At 42.4% G+C, this 17,280-nt stretch carries 18 protein-coding genes; 15 read left to right on the plus strand and 3 right to left on the minus strand.

Annotated features, from left to right (window positions below; all coding sequences use genetic code 11):
• Positions 1–2: 2 nt before the first annotated feature.
• The 3 genes from pepT to O3626_RS01685 are packed head-to-tail and all read right to left on the minus strand — an operon-like array spanning position 3 to position 2,799.
• Positions 3–1,223 (minus strand): peptidase T, encoded by a 1,221-nt coding sequence (gene pepT, locus O3626_RS01675; protein ID WP_371494867.1) that lies wholly within the window; start codon positions 1,221–1,223, stop codon positions 3–5.
• Between the two features lie 2 nt (positions 1,224–1,225).
• The gene (locus tag O3626_RS01680) at positions 1,226–2,047 is read right to left on the minus strand and encodes a Cof-type HAD-IIB family hydrolase (RefSeq protein ID WP_371494869.1); all 822 of its coding nucleotides are present in this window, start codon (positions 2,045–2,047) and stop codon (positions 1,226–1,228) included.
• A complete protein-coding gene (locus O3626_RS01685; protein ID WP_371494871.1) occupies positions 2,044–2,799 on the minus strand; it encodes a helix-turn-helix transcriptional regulator in 756 nt (251 codons plus the stop codon). The genes O3626_RS01680 and O3626_RS01685 overlap by 4 nt, the downstream gene beginning before the upstream one ends.
• A gap of 195 nt (positions 2,800–2,994) precedes the next feature.
• Between O3626_RS01685 and O3626_RS01690 the strand changes: the two genes are divergently transcribed.
• From O3626_RS01690 to O3626_RS01760, 15 genes are all read left to right on the plus strand, one after another.
• Positions 2,995–3,432 (plus strand): GNAT family N-acetyltransferase, encoded by a 438-nt coding sequence (locus O3626_RS01690; protein WP_371494873.1) that lies wholly within the window; start codon positions 2,995–2,997, stop codon positions 3,430–3,432.
• Positions 3,433–3,498: 66 nt separating this feature from the next.
• Positions 3,499–5,325, plus strand: a complete 1,827-nt coding sequence (gene lepA / locus O3626_RS01695; protein WP_009731117.1) for a translation elongation factor 4 — start codon at positions 3,499–3,501, stop codon at positions 5,323–5,325.
• A gap of 161 nt (positions 5,326–5,486) precedes the next feature.
• Entirely contained in the window at positions 5,487–6,131 is a 645-nt protein-coding gene (locus O3626_RS01700; protein WP_371494875.1) for a hypothetical protein, read from the plus strand.
• A 234-nt stretch (positions 6,132–6,365) separates the two neighbouring features.
• Positions 6,366–6,860, plus strand: coding sequence for a YkgJ family cysteine cluster protein (locus O3626_RS01705; RefSeq protein WP_003001664.1), 495 nt, complete (start codon positions 6,366–6,368; stop codon positions 6,858–6,860).
• Positions 6,860–7,549 carry a YjjG family noncanonical pyrimidine nucleotidase gene (locus O3626_RS01710; protein ID WP_371494878.1) on the plus strand — a complete coding sequence of 230 codons (690 nt, stop codon included), beginning with the start codon at positions 6,860–6,862 and terminating at the stop codon, positions 7,547–7,549. The genes O3626_RS01705 and O3626_RS01710 overlap by 1 nt, the downstream gene beginning before the upstream one ends.
• Before the next feature lie 123 nt (positions 7,550–7,672).
• Positions 7,673–7,945: a 30S ribosomal protein S16 gene (gene rpsP, locus O3626_RS01715; RefSeq protein WP_003007475.1), complete on the plus strand. Its 273-nt coding sequence runs from the start codon at positions 7,673–7,675 to the stop codon at positions 7,943–7,945.
• Positions 7,946–7,965: 20 nt separating this feature from the next.
• Positions 7,966–8,205: an RNA-binding protein KphA gene (gene kphA, locus O3626_RS01720; protein ID WP_003001620.1), complete on the plus strand. Its 240-nt coding sequence runs from the start codon at positions 7,966–7,968 to the stop codon at positions 8,203–8,205.
• A gap of 42 nt (positions 8,206–8,247) precedes the next feature.
• Entirely contained in the window at positions 8,248–8,580 is a 333-nt protein-coding gene (locus tag O3626_RS01725; protein ID WP_049496252.1) for a MazG nucleotide pyrophosphohydrolase domain-containing protein, read from the plus strand.
• Positions 8,581–8,655: 75 nt separating this feature from the next.
• On the plus strand, positions 8,656–9,438 hold the full coding sequence (locus tag O3626_RS01730; protein ID WP_342977680.1) for an alpha/beta hydrolase: 783 nt from the start codon (positions 8,656–8,658) through the stop codon (positions 9,436–9,438).
• A gap of 36 nt (positions 9,439–9,474) precedes the next feature.
• Entirely contained in the window at positions 9,475–9,993 is a 519-nt protein-coding gene (gene rimM, locus O3626_RS01735; RefSeq protein WP_003016315.1) for a ribosome maturation factor RimM, read from the plus strand.
• The gene (trmD, locus tag O3626_RS01740; protein WP_371494880.1) at positions 9,983–10,699 is read left to right on the plus strand and encodes a tRNA (guanosine(37)-N1)-methyltransferase TrmD; all 717 of its coding nucleotides are present in this window, start codon (positions 9,983–9,985) and stop codon (positions 10,697–10,699) included. Before rimM ends, trmD begins: the two co-directional genes overlap by 11 nt.
• Positions 10,700–10,837: 138 nt before the next feature.
• On the plus strand, positions 10,838–13,159 hold the full coding sequence (locus tag O3626_RS01745) for a CAP domain-containing protein (protein ID WP_371494882.1): 2,322 nt from the start codon (positions 10,838–10,840) through the stop codon (positions 13,157–13,159).
• Positions 13,160–13,387: 228 nt separating this feature from the next.
• On the plus strand, positions 13,388–14,131 hold the full coding sequence (locus O3626_RS01750; protein ID WP_003001800.1) for a DeoR/GlpR family DNA-binding transcription regulator: 744 nt from the start codon (positions 13,388–13,390) through the stop codon (positions 14,129–14,131).
• Complete coding sequence (gene pfkB, locus O3626_RS01755) at positions 14,128–15,039, plus strand: 1-phosphofructokinase (protein WP_371494884.1); 912 nt, start codon at positions 14,128–14,130, stop codon at positions 15,037–15,039. The genes O3626_RS01750 and pfkB overlap by 4 nt, the downstream gene beginning before the upstream one ends.
• A complete protein-coding gene (locus O3626_RS01760) occupies positions 15,036–17,006 on the plus strand; it encodes a fructose-specific PTS transporter subunit EIIC (protein ID WP_371494886.1) in 1,971 nt (656 codons plus the stop codon). The genes pfkB and O3626_RS01760 overlap by 4 nt, the downstream gene beginning before the upstream one ends.
• The last annotated feature ends 274 nt before the right edge of the window (positions 17,007–17,280 follow it).

Raw genomic sequence — 17,280 nt, forward strand, 5'->3', positions numbered from 1 at the left:
ACTTATTTTTTGGTCACAATACCGATAATGGTATCAACAGCGCGTTCCATGGTTTGGAGGCTAACGTATTCAAAGCGACCGTGCATATTTTCGCCACCGGCAAAGATGTTTGGTGTAGGAATTCCCATAAAGGAAATTTTAGACCCATCTGTACCACCGCGGATCGGTTCAATGATTGGAGTGATGCCAAGATCTTCCATGACTTCCTTAGCAAGGGTAATCGGCGTCATATCTTTTTCAATCACTTGCTTCATGTTGTAGTACTGATCTTTGAGGGTGAGGAGAACGCGTTCGCTACCGAGCTCCGCATTCATCTGATCCGCAATAGATGTCATGAGGTCTTTGCGTTTCTCAAAGCTTTCAGTTTCAAAGTCCCGAATGATGTAACTGGCACTTGCTTCCTCAACAGTTCCTTCAATGTTCATCAAGTGGTAGAAGCCTTCATAGCCTTCGGTTAATTCAGGACGTGCTCCTTCAGGGAGTTTGTTATGGAAATCAATGGCCAATTGAAGGGCATTGATCATTTGACCTTTGGCTGTACCTGGGTGGACATTGCGTCCTTTGAAGGTGATTTCAGCTCCAGCTGCTGAGAAGGTTTCGTATTGAAGCTCCCCAAGAGGACCGCCATCAACCGTATAGGCAAAGTCTACATCAAAATCTTCTGCATCAAATTGATCTGCACCAACACCGATTTCTTCATCTGGACCAAAGCCGACACGGATTTCTCCGTGTTTGATTTCAGGATGCGCTGTCAGATATTCGATAGCCGTCATAATTTCAGCGATACCTGACTTATCATCTGCTCCCAGAAGAGTAGTACCGTCCGTCGTGATCAAGGTTTGTCCCTTGTAGTTGTTCAAATGAGCAAAATCAGCTGGATCGAGTGTAAAACCTGAGTCACCAAGGGCAATGACACCTCCATCATAATTCTCAACGATTTGTGGATTGACATTTTCTGCATTGAAGTCAGCGGTGTCCATGTGAGAGATAAATCCAATCTTGCGCGTAAAGCTTGGATCATTAGCTGGAAGCGTTCCAATGGCATAGCCATTTGGTAGGTAGTAGACATTTTCAAGACCTACACGTTTCATCTCAGGGATCAAGACGTTGGTTGCAAAATCAACTTGTGATTGGGTACTTGGAGTGGTTGTAGAGTTTTCGTCTGAACGTGTGTTGACCTTTACATAGGTAATAAAACGGTCCAACAGATTTTGGTATTTCATGATTATTCTCCTTTTTCAGTTTCAATTAATTTGTGAATAGCATGGGCCACGCCATCCTCATCATTGGTCAAGGTGATGAAGTCAGCTATTTCCTTGACAGCAGCATTGCCATTTCCCATAGCGACGCTATAGCCAGCAAAACGAAGCATTTCAAGGTCATTATTGGCATCTCCAAGAGCCATAACCTGGTCTCGACTGTAGCCTAATGTTTGGCTTAATGCTTGAAGAGCAGATGCCTTGCTCGCACCTTTAGGAAGGATTTCAAATAGGATATCCTGTGAACGAACAGTGTTAAAATCGGTTTCTAACGCAGCCTCGTGCTGAGATTGGAAGGCATCAATAGCAGAAGGATCTCCTACGTACATGGCTTGAAAAATAGGAACAAGGTTGGGAAGATCCTCTTCTGAGACAGGTTTCGGTTTACTATTAACAATGCCCGCATCCATCGTAACCAGTTCACTGGCTTCAGGTGCGACCACTAGGTAGTGATCCATGTCAAATAAGGTCAGCTGGATATCAGTATCTTCCGTCAATACTTGCAACTGGTGCATATCCTCAAGGCTTAATTCTTCCTTACCAATGATTTCCCAATTCTGAGTAGACAAAGTTGTACACCCGTTATTGATAATCATATAGTAGCTGCCATCAGGAAGGCCAATCTCTTCAAAGATGGGACGGACACCCGCTAAGGGACGTCCCGTACAGATCACAATATCATAGCCCGCTTCATGGGCCTTATGAAGAGCCTCGATATTGCCTTTAGACAGCGACTTATCTTCATGCAAGAGAGTTCCGTCCAAGTCAATCGCGATTAATTGAATCATTTGATCTCCTCCAAATCAAGAGGAACAAAGCCATCAATCACTTTTCCAATCACCCCAGGTTCCTCATCTAGTGGAATAATCTGATCACTATATTTCTTATTGAGGGAAACGAGTCGTACCCCGTTGGCCTCACGAAAGACACGTTTGATCAATGTTTGCCCATCAAAATCAATGGCATAAATAGCCCCTGCCTGATCGTAGTAGGTTTGCTTGATTAACACAACGGCTCCCTTTTCATATTTGGGCTCTAGGGAATCCGTATGAATCCAAAAAGCCAAATCGTAAGGGATCTTTTGATCAAACCAGACGATATCAGCTTGTTTCTGATTTTGATAAGATGCAAAAGAATCATAGACAGAATAAGAGTGGTATTTCTTTTCAATCTTCTGTTTTTCTTTCTGATGGGTCAAGAGACTTTTTCCATAAGAAAGAAGATTTTCTTGATTTCCCTCATCGAGCTGTTTATACAATCGTTCAATCTCTGAATCAATGACCACAAAATCATTTCGTAATCGAGGGTCAATTTCAGCAACTGCTACCTGAAAAAAGGCAGCAATCTTCTCTAAATTTTCGGGAACGGGAAGAGAAGTTCCTTTTACATATCCAGTCAGGGTACTTGCAGGGATTCTAGTAATACGAGATAATTCGATCTGTTTTTTTCCTTGTTCTTTCAGTAATTCTCTAATCTTTTCCGATATAATCCGTAATGCCTCTTTGTCTTGAGGGCTTGCTTTTCCACGACCTCTGGCCAACGTACTCACCTCCTTGTATTTACCCTTACTATTATAATGAATTAAATCGAAAAAGTAAATAGAAATCCCTGAGAAATGCGAAAAAAGATGAATTTGATCTAAATCGGATTTTCTTTATAAATTTTATCTGCTATTCCTTTACTTTTTGAGGAAAAAGGTCTAAGATAAGAGCAAAGAGTTCATGGAGGTGGAGCTATGATTCGTACTGTTCAAGTCAAAGATGCAGGTCAAATTAGAGATTTATGTCACCAAGTATTGGGGTATGATTCGACCCTTGAAAAAGTGGCAGCTCAGATTGATAAATTTAATTCGCCAGATTCAGATCATTTTTGCTTTGTTTATGAAGAGGACCAAACAGGAAATATTCTTGGTTATGTGGAAGCGGAAGTTTACGAAAGCCTCTATAGTGACGCTGGTCTAAATGTTTTGGGACTTGCTGTTTTCCCTTCTGCTCAAGGATGTGGGATCGGTCGCCGATTGATGGAGCGAGTTGAAGAACTTGCCAAAAGCAGGCATTCTGCTTTTATCCGTTTAAATTCTGCCTCTCATCGAAAAGAAGCCCATCTCTTTTACGAACGAATAGGCTATGAGGGAAATAAAACGCAGAAGCGATTTTTGAAAATAATGAATTAAGATAGGCAAAGGCCTATCTTTTTTGTTATAATGAAGAGTACGATTAAATTTACTAGGAAGATGATTATGCCAAATTTTGAAGAATTAAAAAAACGACAAGAGAAGATTCGGAACTTCTCGATCATCGCCCATATTGACCATGGAAAGTCAACCTTGGCCGATCGAATTTTAGAAAAAACCGAAACCGTGTCTAGTCGGGAGATGCAAGCCCAACTCCTAGATAGCATGGACCTGGAACGGGAACGTGGGATTACCATTAAGCTCAATGCCATCGAGTTGAACTACACGGCTAAAGATGGGGAGACCTATATCTTCCACTTGATTGATACACCGGGGCACGTGGACTTTACTTATGAGGTTTCGCGTTCGCTGGCTGCCTGTGAGGGTGCAATTCTTGTAGTGGATGCCGCTCAAGGGATTGAAGCCCAGACCCTAGCCAATGTTTACCTTGCTCTGGACAACGATTTGGAGATTCTGCCAGTTATTAACAAAATTGACCTACCAGCTGCAGATCCAGAACGTGTGCGCACAGAAGTAGAAGATGTGATTGGCTTGGATGCTAGCGAGGCAGTGCTAGCTTCTGCCAAGGCTGGTATTGGGATTGAAGAGATTTTGGAGCAGATCGTTGAGAAAGTTCCTGCTCCGACAGGTGATGTTGAAGCGCCACTTCAAGCCTTGATCTTTGATTCCGTCTATGACGCCTATCGTGGGGTGATCCTTCAGGTACGGGTTGTCAATGGAATGGTCAAACCAGGCGATAAGATCCAGCTCATGAGTAATGGAAAAACCTTTGATGTGACTGAGGTTGGGATCTTTACTCCTAAAGCAGTTGGACGTGATTTCCTTGCTACAGGAGATGTTGGTTATATTGCGGCCTCTATCAAGACCGTTGCAGATACCCGTGTCGGGGACACTGTGACCTTAGCGACCAATCCAGCAAGTGAGCCACTACATGGGTACAAGCAGATGAACCCAATGGTCTTTGCTGGTCTTTACCCAATCGAATCCAATAAATATAATGATCTTCGTGAAGCCTTGGAAAAATTGCAATTGAATGACGCTAGTCTTCAATTTGAACCGGAAACTTCTCAAGCCCTTGGTTTTGGTTTCCGTTGTGGTTTCTTGGGACTCCTTCATATGGACGTTATCCAAGAGCGCTTAGAGCGTGAGTTTAATATTGACTTGATCATGACAGCACCGTCTGTTATCTACAAGGTTAATTTGACAGATGGCGAAGCACTAGATGTGTCTAACCCATCTGAGTTCCCAGATCCAACCAAGATCGCTTCGATTGAAGAACCTTATGTAAAGGCGCAGATCATGGTGCCACAAGAGTTTGTCGGAGCTGTCATGGAATTGGCCCAACGCAAACGTGGGGATTTTGTGACCATGGACTACATCGACGAAAATCGGGTCAATGTCATCTATCAAATCCCACTGGCGGAAATTGTCTTTGATTTCTTTGATAAATTGAAATCCTCTACTCGTGGCTATGCAAGCTTTGACTATGAGTTGTCTGAATACCGTCCATCTAAATTGGTTAAAATGGATATCCTTCTTAATGGCGATACCGTCGATGCTCTCAGCTTTATCGTTCACAAGGACTTTGCCTATGAACGTGGTAAGTTGATCGTTGAGAAGCTTAAGAAGATTATCCCTCGTCAACAGTTTGAGGTGCCCATCCAAGCAGCCATCGGTCATAAGATCGTGGCCCGTACAGATATCAAGGCCCTTCGGAAGAACGTCTTGGCTAAGTGTTATGGTGGGGACGTCTCACGGAAACGCAAGCTTCTTGAAAAACAAAAAGCCGGTAAGAAACGGATGAAAGCCATTGGTTCGGTAGAAGTGCCACAGGAAGCCTTCTTATCCGTATTGTCAATGGATGAAGAATAAGAAATAAAGTGCCCCCTAGAGGGCACTTTTGTTTTCTGTTTGATATTAAAAAGAAATGAACGGGATTAGTGGGCTTGGATCAGATGTGACACTGTTCCTATTTTAAAATACCCTCATTCATGGTAGACTAGAAGTAGAAAACGTTCTCAAGGAGGTTGATCATGAAACACAAATTACTAGTCGCATCCCTTACGATTTTTTCTGCCTGCACACTAATGGCCTGTAGTCACACCACTAAAAAAGAAACAGCAGCTTCTTCTACAAAAGAAAGTAGCAGCAAAGTCGAAAAGAAAACAAGCAGCTCTTCGTCAAAGAATGCTTCTTCTACAAAGAAAAGTGCTTCCAGTCAGGAAACCAAGCGGATTGGAAATGCAGATTATGGATATATCGATATTCCAAGTAAATGGATTAAATTCACGGATATCGATGTGACAGAAGCAGTCCAGTATACGGATGGGAGTGGCTATAATATTGTCACCATGGACAGCTTTACCAAAGAAAAGGCAAAAGTTCCTGCGGATATTGAATTTAATGCAGAATTTTTAGCCAAGAAACTAGCCGTTATGTGGCAAGATAATCAGGACGTTGGCAAGATGACGGGAGCGCGGACTAAAGTCGCAGGTCTGGATGCCTACCAACTTCAAATTGTCATGAAATCTGGTCAATACCTGATTACTTGGATCTTCCAGAAGGGTGAAAAAGTTTATACCATTTCATTTGAAGGAGATGCAGAAACCCTGAAAACCTTTATCCCGTATATCGAAGATACCTGGAGCCTGGATGGAACAGGTGCCGTAACGGATTGATAAAGAGGAAGTTTGGCTTAAACTATCCAGAGGCTTCGATGTTTGATAAGAATAACAGTATGACGCAGTGGTTGATTGGTATCTTTGTTCGCTTTTTAAGCTCCAAAGATAGCCTAATCAACTGTGCGGGGGTGGGAAAACGAACTCTCCTTAATTAGTCGGAGTTCTGTCCCACTCCCTTTTTTACATCCTTTGTGGTATAATCTTTCTATTGTTTAGAAGAGGAAATAGAGGATGACACAGGAAATTGATATTGAAAAATACCATCAGTTAGCTCTCCAAAAGCAAAAGGAGCATCGCAAGGTATTGGCGAATCTTAAGAAGAAACCACCTAAAAATCTAGATAAAATAGCGCAAGAAATCCACGATGAAGTGTTCCAGGAAATCGATTGTACGGCTTGTGCCAATTGCTGTAAGACCTTAGGGCCTGATTTTAAGGAAGCAGATATCACGCGGATCGCCAAGTATTTCAAGATGAAACTTCCTGCTTTTGAGGCGGAGTTTCTTCAAGTTGACGAGGATGGGGACAAGGTTTTTAAATCCATGCCTTGCCCTTTCTTAGGTGGAGATAACCTCTGTTCGATTTATGATGTTCGTCCGAAAGCTTGTCGAGAGTTTCCTCATACCGATCGCAAGAAGATCTACCAGATCAACCATCTGACCATCAAGAATACCCTCACTTGCCCAGCTGCTTATTTATTTGTAGAAAAATTGAAAGATCGTTTGTAATGGCATATAAATTTTTACTTTTTGATTTGGACCATACCTTGTTGGATTTTGAATCTGCTGAAGAAACAGCCTTGACGCAGATGCTAGAAGACATGAATTTTCCAGATGTAGAGGCTTTTAAAGATTACTACAAACCTATGAACCAAGGGCTCTGGAAGGATTTGGAACAAAAGAAGCTCACCAAACAAGAACTCGTGGATAGTCGGTTTGCGATTGGGTTTGCCCACTTTGGGATAACGGTTGATGGGGCCGAGATGGCTCTTCGCTACCAAGATTACATCAGTCTTCAAGGGCAATCTTTTCCAGGGGCGGAGGACTTACTGGCCCGACTTGACAAAGCAGGTTACCAGCTCTATGGTGCAACGAACGGAGTGACTGCCATTCAAGAAGGACGCTTAGCTCATTCTACCATCGCACCTTATTTTAAAGAGGTCTTTATCTCTGAACAGCTTCATACTCAGAAACCAGAACCTGCATTTTTTGACAAAGTAGGCCAGCTGATTCCAGGGTTTAGCAAGGAAGAGACCCTCATGATCGGTGATTCTTTGACAGCGGATATCGCAGGAGGACATGCTGCGAGGATCGATACCCTCTGGTATAATCCAGATCACAAGGATAATACCAGCCAAGTAGTGCCAACTTATGAAGTTAGCACCTATCAAGAAATCGCCGATTTACTGCTTAATTAAAAAATTTTTAATAGTGTCAAGTTTTTTTCTTGACAGGTTGATGAAATGTGTTATAATAGATCATGTGCTAAATAGCTTGTCTATTTCACCTAAAATTAAAATATAGAAAAGAGACTTATAAAAATGGCAGTTAAAATTCGTTTGACTCGTATGGGTTCTAAGAAAAAACCTTACTACCGTATCAACGTTGCAGATTCACGTTCACCACGTGATGGACGTTTCATCGAAACAGTTGGAACTTACAATCCACTTGTTGAAGAAAACCAAGTAACTTTGAAAGAAGACCGCGTTCTTGCATGGTTGGCTGACGGAGCTCAACCTTCAGATACAGTTCGCAACATCCTTTCAAAAGCTGGTGTGATGAAGAAATTCCACGATTCTAAATTCTCAAAATAATTTTTTAAGTAGGTTGATGTATGGATACAATTGAAAATCTCATTATTGCAATTGTGAAACCCTTGATTTCACAACCGGATGCCTTAACCATCAAGATCGAAGATACTCCTGAGTTCTTGGAGTACCACCTTGACCTTGATCCTAGCGATGTTGGTCGTGTAATCGGTCGAAAAGGTCGCACCATTTCTGCGATAAGAACGATTGTCTACTCTGTCCCAACTGAAGATAAAAAAGTAAGAATCGTTATTGACGAAAAATAAGAAAAGCGGGACAAGGTCTCGCTTTTTTTGCAAGGAGAAGGAATGAGAGATTTAACAATTAGACAACTAGAGGAATACTTACTTGATCATTACCAACAATCTAGAACAGAAGAAGGACTTTTTATCAAACTAGTGGAAGAAGTTGGAGAAGTCGCTGAGGTTTTAAATGGACGTTCAGGTAGAAAAGAGGGTGTCCAAGATTCAAACGAGGAATTGGCAAAGGAGTTGGCAGATGTCATTCACTACACAGTGGCAATTGCAGCTATTAACCATATTGACCTAACGAAGACTATTTTTGAAAAAGACAAGAAGGCAGCCATCAAGTATCAGCATGAACAAGATTTGGAAGGCTTTTTAGCAAAAAAGAGCATTTGAGAAAATCCCTTGAACGTGATAAAATAAAACCTAAGAATGTTAAGTGAATTGTTGTTTAGAAAGGGGTGTTTTGGTATGAACCGATTTGAAGTAACTACAAAGATTGGTTGTCTCTCTGTTACTTATAAAAAGAGAAATAAAGTCCTAGTTTGCTTAAATGGTGCTGGTTTGATACCAAGTTATGAAAATTTTCTACCAATACTTGAAAAACTTCCTTCCTCAATAGGTTACTTAACGATTGATTTTCCGAATACAGGTAGGAGTCCGATTCATAGTCAGTCAGGAATTCATTTGGATAATCTTGTTGAAGCGGTATACGAAATCCTGAAAGGATTGGAAATTTCCAATTATATACTTTGTGTTCATAGTTTAAGTGGTGTTTTGGCTTTAAAGTTAATGAGTAAACCAATTAAGTGTCAAGCTTTGATAGCAATTGAACCAACAACAAAAAATATAATGTTTGCTGATTTTTCAAAAAATCCTTATCCAGAAATGGAAGAGCAAATGAGGATGATTGAAGAATGTGGTCCGGAAAATTATTTTAAGGGACTAACTCAAGCAACATTTGAACCTGAAACTGATAGACTGATTTGGGAATTGATGGAAGAAAAGGGCTTAGAATTGGAAAAGCAAGTTCCTGGGTTTCAGATATCAGTAAATATTACCGCTGAAGATTTTGATAGTTTGTCCTTAGCAGATAATATTCCTGTTTTCGTATTTTGTCAGGCGTACAGAGAAAAAGAGTACAGAAATTCAGAATATTGGAATTCAAATACGAAACTCATTCTAGGTGGAAACCACCACTATCTACACTGGTCAGAATCGGAAAAAATTGCAGCTCTTATTAGAGAACTGTAGAAATAAATTAACTAAAAGAGGAATGTAAAGAATAAAATGAATTACTTTAACGTTGGGAAAATTGTCAATACCCAAGGCTTACAAGGTGAGATGCGGGTCTTGTCTGTGACAGACTTTGCGGAAGAGCGCTTTAAAAAAGGAGCAGAGTTGGCTCTCTTTGATGAAAAGGATCGTTTTGTCCAAACGGTAACCATTGCTAGTCACCGCAAGCACAAGAACTTCGACATCATCAAGTTTAAGGATATGTACCATATCAATGCCATCGAGAAATTCAAAGGCTTTAGCCTCAAGGTTGCGGAAGAAGACTTGACGGATTTGGACGAGGGTGAGTTTTATTACCATGAGATCATCGGCCTTGATGTATACGAAAATGACCAACTGATCGGTCAGATCAAGGAGATCCTGCAACCAGGAGCCAATGATGTCTGGGTGGTCAAACGCAAAGGCAAACGAGACCTTCTTTTGCCTTATATCCCACCAGTGGTGCTCAATATCGATATTCCAGGAAATCGGGTGGATGTAGACATCTTAGAAGGGTTAGACGATGAAGATTGATATTTTAACCCTCTTTCCAGAGATGTTTTCGCCTTTGGAGCACTCTATTGTCGGAAAGGCGCGTGAAAAGGGACTTCTCGAGATCAACTACCATAATTTCCGTGAAAACGCAGAGAAAGCCCGTCATGTGGATGATGAACCTTATGGTGGCGGGCAGGGCATGCTCTTACGCGCTCAGCCGATTTTCGATACCTTTGATGCCATTGAGAAAAAGAACCCGCGAGTGATCTTACTGGATCCAGCAGGTCGGACTTTTGATCAAAGTTACGCAGAAGAATTAGCTCAAGAAGATGAATTGATCTTTATATGCGGGCACTATGAGGGCTACGACGAACGGATCAAGACCTTGGTGACAGATGAGATTTCTCTCGGCGATTATGTCTTGACCGGTGGTGAGCTAGCTGCTATGACCATGATTGATGCGACAGTCCGCTTGATTCCAGAAGTGATCGGCAAAGAGTCCAGCCACCAGGATGATAGTTTCTCGTCTGGACTTCTAGAATATCCTCAATACACACGGCCTTATGACTACAGAGGGATGACAGTTCCCGATGTCCTCATGAGTGGCCACCATGAAAATATCCGTCAGTGGCGCCTTTATCAGAGTCTGAAAAAGACCTTTGAGCGTCGCCCTGACCTGCTAGAAAATTACGAATTGACAGCAGAAGAAGTGAAGATGTTAGAACAAATTAAACAAGAAGACTAACAGCGTCAGCTGTTTTTCTTTTGCCCCAAAATTTTATGAAAAAAACTTTTTAAACCTACTAGTTATTGGTAACAAAATGTGGTATGCTAAGGGGTAGAGAAACTTCAAGAAAATGATTCAGTTTTGGGGGTGAGTTTAATGGGAAAGAAATTAGGAAAATCGGTTTTTACGACAGGAGTTGCGGCGACAACGGTATTGTCTGGAATGTTTCATCATAAGGCTAGTGCGGAAGAAGTGAAGCAAAATGAAAATGCAGAAACCAACAGTACGGAAGTAGTCGAAAAACCAATTACAGTCGATGAGTTGAAGCAAATTACAGCTCAAAAAGGGCAAGTGGTGAAAGATGTCCACTACCAAGAGCAAAAAGTGATCGATGCTCAGACGGATGTTAGGGCGGCTGGTCAAGAGTTGGAAGAAAAGAAAGCTGAAGTGACAGAGGCGGAAAACCTCATCGCAACGACTTCAAATGCACAAGTTCAGAATGCAGAAAATGATGTCAAGGTGGCGCAAGCCTATGTGACCATCGAAGAAAATAAGGTTCGAGAGGCGGAAGCTGCACATGATCAAGTTGTAGAGGCTGTTCGTCAACAGGAAAATCAGGTTACAGCTCAGGAATCTTTGGTCGATGTAGCACAAAATGAATTGAACCAAGCCAAAGCACCGATTTCTAATGATGAGAATGTGCTAAACCAAGCCTTGGTGGAGCAAAGTCAAGTCGAGCAAAGTATTCGAGAATCTCAGAATTATCTGGCAACCTTGCAAGCGAGTCAGCAGAATGGGTCTGACACAGTCGCTCAAATTGAGAGTGATATTCAACTCGCCCAAACGCGACTCACAGACTTGAAGGCGGTCATTGCGACAAAAGAAGCGGAGTTGGCAGCCTTGGAACAAGCAGCGGCTAATAGCCCAGTTCAACTGAGCCAAGCAACCTACGAAGGCTACTTGCAACACTTGTCTGACAATGGCAATGAAGCTGCAGCAAGTGCTTTAGCCCTTTACAAGCGTGGTCGTGAAGAAGACGGCTTGACGGTTGGAGAGTCTGGATCCTTGCAAGCTAATCTTCGAGCTCTTGAAATTGCGGATGCCATTAATAGCTATCGTCGCAATGCAGGTTTGCCTGAATTGGAGCTGGATCCTTATTCCCTTCCTGCCAGTCAAGTTCAGTTAGAATACTTCAAAAAGGCTAACTGGCATATGTTTAAGTATTTGCCAAACGAAAACATTGCTTATGGTTTCTCACCTGCTGGTGCAGTAGACTTTTGGTACAATGAAAAAGCGGCTTACCAAGAAGTAGCAACTCAATATGGTCTACCGACAGACGAAACACAAATCGATGCTAATGACATCTATATGAAGATTGGGGCTGAGGCCTTTGCCAAGGTTGGTCATTACCTCCAAATGGTGGACAACAAAGCAACGGCTTTATCAGTGGCTTATGACCCAAGTAATGCCATGTCAGAAGCGGCTTTCTTACACAGTCCAGTTACCTCAGCAGTGTCAACCAATGCACTTGCTTACCAATTGCGTCAGGGAGCTGGTGCTACAACGACAAGATCAGATGTCAAAGCAAAATCTGATGAAGTCGCTAACCTCAAGCTGGACAAGGCCAATCAAGAGTCCCAAATCATTATCTTGCAAGGCAAATTAGAAGATGCCCGCCATACTAATTCAAATGTAGAAGTAGAGATGGCCAATGTCCAAAAGACCATCCAAAACTACAAAATTCTTCTTGTCAGCAAGGATCATGCAGTTGAAAAAGCAAAAGCGACTCTTGATGTATCTCGAGGTCGGATTGAAGCAGCGATCCAACCAAAAGAAGCAGCGCTTCAAAAAGCGAAAGATTTGTTAGCAGCTGCGCGTGAGAAATTAGATCTTTTAAAAGCAGAAGAAGCAGAAAAAGCCCAAGTCGTTCAAGAAGCGCATGAGGGCTTGAAGGCAGCGCAAGAACGCTTGGTTGCTGCTGAAAAACGTCTTTCTGACTTTAAAAATGCTCCAGAATTATTGGTCAAAGCCCAATCAGTTTTATCAGCTGCGGTGGCTAATTTAGAAAATAAAAAAGAAAAATTAGAAGCCGAATTCACTACTCTTCAATCTTATCACAGTGTCGTGGAACTGTTGAATTCTCAATATGAAGATCTAGCGTCACGAATGGATCCAGCTATTTTAGAAGCAGCAGATATGCCAATGGATATCCGCTCAAGCAATCCAACCACTTTTTCGGATAGACCAACAGTTCTTCCAACAGGTACCAATAGTCCGCAAGTGCAAGCACCAAAAGCTACTCCAGCTCCAAAACAAGAAGCCAAAGTAGAAGAAATCAAACCCAAAAAAGAAAACAGCCAAGCTGTGGCAAGTGCAGATTCTTCCAAATATGCAGCAGCAACAACAGGTGTAGTCGTTGGACTACTTGCCGGATTGTTTGGTTTCAAGAAAAAGAAACAATCTTCAAATAATGATTAAGACATACTGAGAATAGAGTGGATACTTAGACACTTTATTGCTTAAAATCTTTAAAGGAAATTTATGAGGGTGGGACAAGAACTCTTTTAACAAAATGAGTTCTTTCCTGCTTTTTTTATACACTTTTGAAATTTTTGAAAGAAAGTGACAGAAAATGATAAAAAATTGTTGACATTTTTTGAAGAAAGAGTATAATGGTTTTTGTAATCGATTGCAAAAGGAGGAGTAATGCTCAAGTCTGAACGAAAACAATTTATCCTCGAAAAGGTATTAAAGGAAAAGTTTGTTTCCTTAGAAACCCTTGTGCAAGAGCTGGGAACGTCTGAATCAACCGTTCGTCGAGACTTGGATGAGCTAGAAGCTGAAAGCAAACTCCGCCGGGTTCACGGCGGTGCGGAAAGCCTGCATTTTCTTCAAGAGGAAGAAAGTAATAAAGAAAAATCTATCAAAAACATTCAAGTTAAGTCAAAAATTGCGGTAAAAGCAGCGGAGTTGATCAAAGATCATGATGTGATCTTTATCGATGCTGGGACGACCAATGAACTCTTGGTACAAGAAATTGTCAATCCAACGGTAACTGTGGTGACCAATTCGATTCACCATGCGACCAAGTTGGTCGAGCGAAATGTTCCGACGGTCATCATCGGTGGGAAGGTAAAATCTTCTACAGATGCTAGTATCGGAGGGATCGCGCTCAATCAAATCGGTCAGTTGAATTTTGACAAGGCCTTTCTTGGAATGAATGGAATCGATGATGAATTTTACAGCACTCCAGACCTGGAAGAAGGATCTGTCAAGCGTGCGATTATCGAAAATGCAAAAAAAACCTATATCCTAGCGGATGATTCAAAAATTGGAGTGACATCCTTTGTCAAAGTGGCTCCGATCAAGCGAGCCATGATTATCACCAATCAATGTGAACCGCAACGATTAAAGGTTTTAAAAGAAAAAACGGAGGTTATAGAGGTTTGATTTATACAGTAACACTGAATCCAGCCATTGACTACATTGTCCGTCTCGATCATGTAGAGACCGGAGCGGTCAATCGGATGGCTTCGGAAGATAAATTCGCCGGTGGTAAAGGGATCAATGTCAGTCGTGTTTTGAAGCGTCTCGATATCGAGAACACAGCGACTGGATTTATCGGTGGTTTCACCGGACGTTTCATTGAAGACGTACTGACCAGCGAAGACATTTCCACCAACTTTGTGACAGTGGATCAGGATACCCGGATCAATGTCAAGATCAAAGCTGATCAAGAAACAGAGATCAACGGGAACGGTCCAGAAGTGACAGAAGCGCAGTTGCAAGAATTACTCAGCATCCTATCAAGCTTAACAGCAGATGATGTGGTAGTCTTTGCAGGATCTGCCCCATCTTCACTTGGAAATGCTGTTTACAAACAATTGATCGCAGCAACTCGTGCGACAGGTGCACAAGTCGTTTGCGACTTTGAAGGGCAAACTTTGATTGATTCCTTGGAGTTTAATCCGCAATTGGTTAAACCAAACAACCATGAGTTGGGAGATATTTTTGGCGTGACCTTGACGGAATTGCCAGAAATCGAACGCTATGCCAAAGAAATTTTGGCCAAAGGTGCACAAAACGTCATTATTTCCATGGCAGGTGATGGTGCTCTCCTTGTCAGTCCAAGCGGTACTTACTTCGCAAAACCAATCAAAGGGCAAGTGAAGAATTCTGTTGGGGCTGGGGATTCCATGGTAGCAGGCTTCACAGGGAAGCTCGCAACGACGGGAGATGTTATCGAAGCCTTCAAATGGGGCGTGGCTTGTGGCACAGCGACCACCTTCTCAGATGATTTGGCGACAGCTGACTATATTAAAGAAACTTATGAAAAAGTAGAGGTAGAAAAACTATGAAAATTCAAGACGTTTTAAATAAAAACGTGATGTTGTTTGATCTTCAAGCAACAGATAAAGAAGGCGTGATCAATGAGATGATCCAATCGCTCGTTGACAATGGTGTGGTGACAGATTTTGAAACTTTCAAAGCTGGGATTATGAACCGTGAAGCACAAACTTCAACTGGTTTGGGTGACGGAATTGCTATGCCGCACAGCAAAAATGAAGCTGTCAAAGAAGCAACGGTCTTGTTTGCAAAATCAAACAAAGGTGTTGACTACGCCTCACTTGATGGGCAACCGACTGACTTGTTCTTCATGATCGCTGCTCCAGAAGGAGCAAACGATACTCACTTGGCAGCCCTTGCTGAATTGTCTAAGTACTTGATGAAACCAGGCTTTGCAGACAAACTTCGCCAAGCAAGCACTCCTGATCAAGTGATCGCAGCCTTTGATGCAGAAGAGCAAGAAGCTGCCGCTGAAGAAGCGAAAAAAGCAGAAGCAGTCAAAGAAGCAACTTCATCTGACAAACCTCTCATCGTTGCCGTTACAGCATGTACAACAGGTATCGCCCACACTTACATGGCAGAAGAAGCCCTCATCAAAAAAGGGGAAGAAATGGGCGTTACGGTCCGCGTTGAAACCAACGGGGCATCTGGTGTCGGCAACCGCTTGACAGCTGAAGAAATCGCCAAAGCTGAAGGGGTCATCATTGCAGCAGATAAAGCAGTTGAAACCGCTCGTTTCGATGGCAAAAAATTGATCTCTAAACCAGTCGCAGCCGGTATCCGTCAAACAGAAGAATTGATCCAAACCATCTTGGACGGCAAAGCAGATGTCTTCCACGCTGAAAATGCTGCACAAGCTAGCACTAGCCAAGAAAAATTGAGCTTAGGTGGAGCTTTCTACAAACACCTGATGAGTGGGGTTTCTCAAATGCTTCCATTCGTTATCGGTGGTGGTATCTTGATCGCCCTTGCCTTCTTGATCGACCAAATCCTTGGGGTGCCTCAAGATCAATTGTCTCAACTTGGTTCATACCATGAATTAGCAGCTCAATTTAAAACAATCGGTGGTGCAGCCTTTGGCTTCATGCTTCCAGTACTTGCAGGTTACATCGGATTCTCCATCGCTGAAAAACCTGGTTTTGTAGCAGGTTTCGTTGCTGGAGCTATTGCTAGCTCAGGTACAGCATTTGGGAACATCGCTTTTGGTGCTGCTAAAGGTGAATTACCAGCAGCTGTATCATCTGGTTTCCTTGGAGCTTTGGTAGGTGGTTTCCTTGCAGGTGGAGTCGTTCTCGTGCTTCGCAAAGCCCTTGCAGGCCTTCCACGCTCACTCGACGGTATCCGCTCGATCCTTCTCTTGCCTTTACTTGGTGTTGGTTTGACAGGATTCTTGATGTTCCTCATCAACATCCCAATGTCAGCGATCAATACCTCTTTGAACAACTTCTTGACTAGCTTGTCAGGTAGCTCGGCAGTTCTTCTTGGTCTTCTTGTTGGTGGTATGATGGCTGTCGATATGGGTGGGCCAGTCAACAAAGCAGCTTATGTATTCGGTACAAGTACGTTAACAGCTTCCGCACTTACTAGTGGTGGTTCAACCGTTATGGCGGCCGTTATGGCAGCTGGTATGGTTCCTCCATTGGCAGTCTTTGTAGCAACTGTCTTGTTCAAAGACAAATTTACTGAAGAAGAACGCAACTCAGGTTTGACAAACATTATCATGGGTCTTTCCTTCATCACAGAAGGTGCCATTCCATTCGGTGCAGCTGACCCAGCTCGTGCCATCCCAAGCTTCATCGCAGGTTCTGCTTTGACAGGTGCCCTTGTTGGTCTTGCAGGCTTGAAACTGATGGCTCCTCACGGAGGAATCTTCGTTATCGCCCTTACATCAAATCCGCTTCTATACATCGTGTTCGTATTGATCGGTGCAGTCGTAAGTGGTATCTTGTTCGGATTACTTCGCAAACCTAAAAACTAATTCTATCTAAAAGAGGCTGGGCAAAAATCGTCCAGCCTTTGAAGTCTGATAGAAATAAATATATGACGCAGTGGTTGATTGGCATCTTTGTTCACTATACAAGCTCCAAAGATGACCTAATCAACTGTGCGGGGGTGGGAATACGAACTCTTTTAATTCGTCAGAGTTCTTTCACACTCCCTTTTTTGTTGCGCAAAAACACCAACTAGTGATGAAGTTGCTTATCTCTATAGATTTCGATATGATAGTAGAAAGCAATTTTTCTTGGAGGAAT

The organism is Streptococcus sp. 20925_1_77 (assembly GCF_041432125.1).
In the GTDB taxonomy this organism is placed as follows: domain Bacteria; phylum Bacillota; class Bacilli; order Lactobacillales; family Streptococcaceae; genus Streptococcus.

Bases quoted from the DNA above. Each gene is read 5' to 3' on its own strand.
- pepT (WP_371494867.1), bottom strand. From the start codon at position 1,223: ATGAAATACCAAAATCTGTTGGACCGTTTTATTACCTATGTAAAGGTC.
- O3626_RS01680 (WP_371494869.1), bottom strand. From the start codon at position 2,047: ATGATTCAATTAATCGCGATTGACTTGGACGGAACTCTCTTGCATGAA.
- O3626_RS01690 (WP_371494873.1), top strand. From the start codon at position 2,995: ATGATTCGTACTGTTCAAGTCAAAGATGCAGGTCAAATTAGAGATTTA.
- lepA (WP_009731117.1), top strand. From the start codon at position 3,499: ATGCCAAATTTTGAAGAATTAAAAAAACGACAAGAGAAGATTCGGAAC.
- O3626_RS01700 (WP_371494875.1), top strand. From the start codon at position 5,487: ATGAAACACAAATTACTAGTCGCATCCCTTACGATTTTTTCTGCCTGC.
- O3626_RS01705 (WP_003001664.1), top strand. From the start codon at position 6,366: ATGACACAGGAAATTGATATTGAAAAATACCATCAGTTAGCTCTCCAA.
- O3626_RS01710 (WP_371494878.1), top strand. From the start codon at position 6,860: ATGGCATATAAATTTTTACTTTTTGATTTGGACCATACCTTGTTGGAT.
- rpsP (WP_003007475.1), top strand. From the start codon at position 7,673: ATGGCAGTTAAAATTCGTTTGACTCGTATGGGTTCTAAGAAAAAACCT.
- kphA (WP_003001620.1), top strand. From the start codon at position 7,966: ATGGATACAATTGAAAATCTCATTATTGCAATTGTGAAACCCTTGATT.
- O3626_RS01725 (WP_049496252.1), top strand. From the start codon at position 8,248: ATGAGAGATTTAACAATTAGACAACTAGAGGAATACTTACTTGATCAT.
- O3626_RS01730 (WP_342977680.1), top strand. From the start codon at position 8,656: ATGAACCGATTTGAAGTAACTACAAAGATTGGTTGTCTCTCTGTTACT.
- rimM (WP_003016315.1), top strand. From the start codon at position 9,475: ATGAATTACTTTAACGTTGGGAAAATTGTCAATACCCAAGGCTTACAA.
- trmD (WP_371494880.1), top strand. From the start codon at position 9,983: ATGAAGATTGATATTTTAACCCTCTTTCCAGAGATGTTTTCGCCTTTG.
- O3626_RS01745 (WP_371494882.1), top strand. From the start codon at position 10,838: ATGGGAAAGAAATTAGGAAAATCGGTTTTTACGACAGGAGTTGCGGCG.
- O3626_RS01750 (WP_003001800.1), top strand. From the start codon at position 13,388: ATGCTCAAGTCTGAACGAAAACAATTTATCCTCGAAAAGGTATTAAAG.
- O3626_RS01760 (WP_371494886.1), top strand. From the start codon at position 15,036: ATGAAAATTCAAGACGTTTTAAATAAAAACGTGATGTTGTTTGATCTT.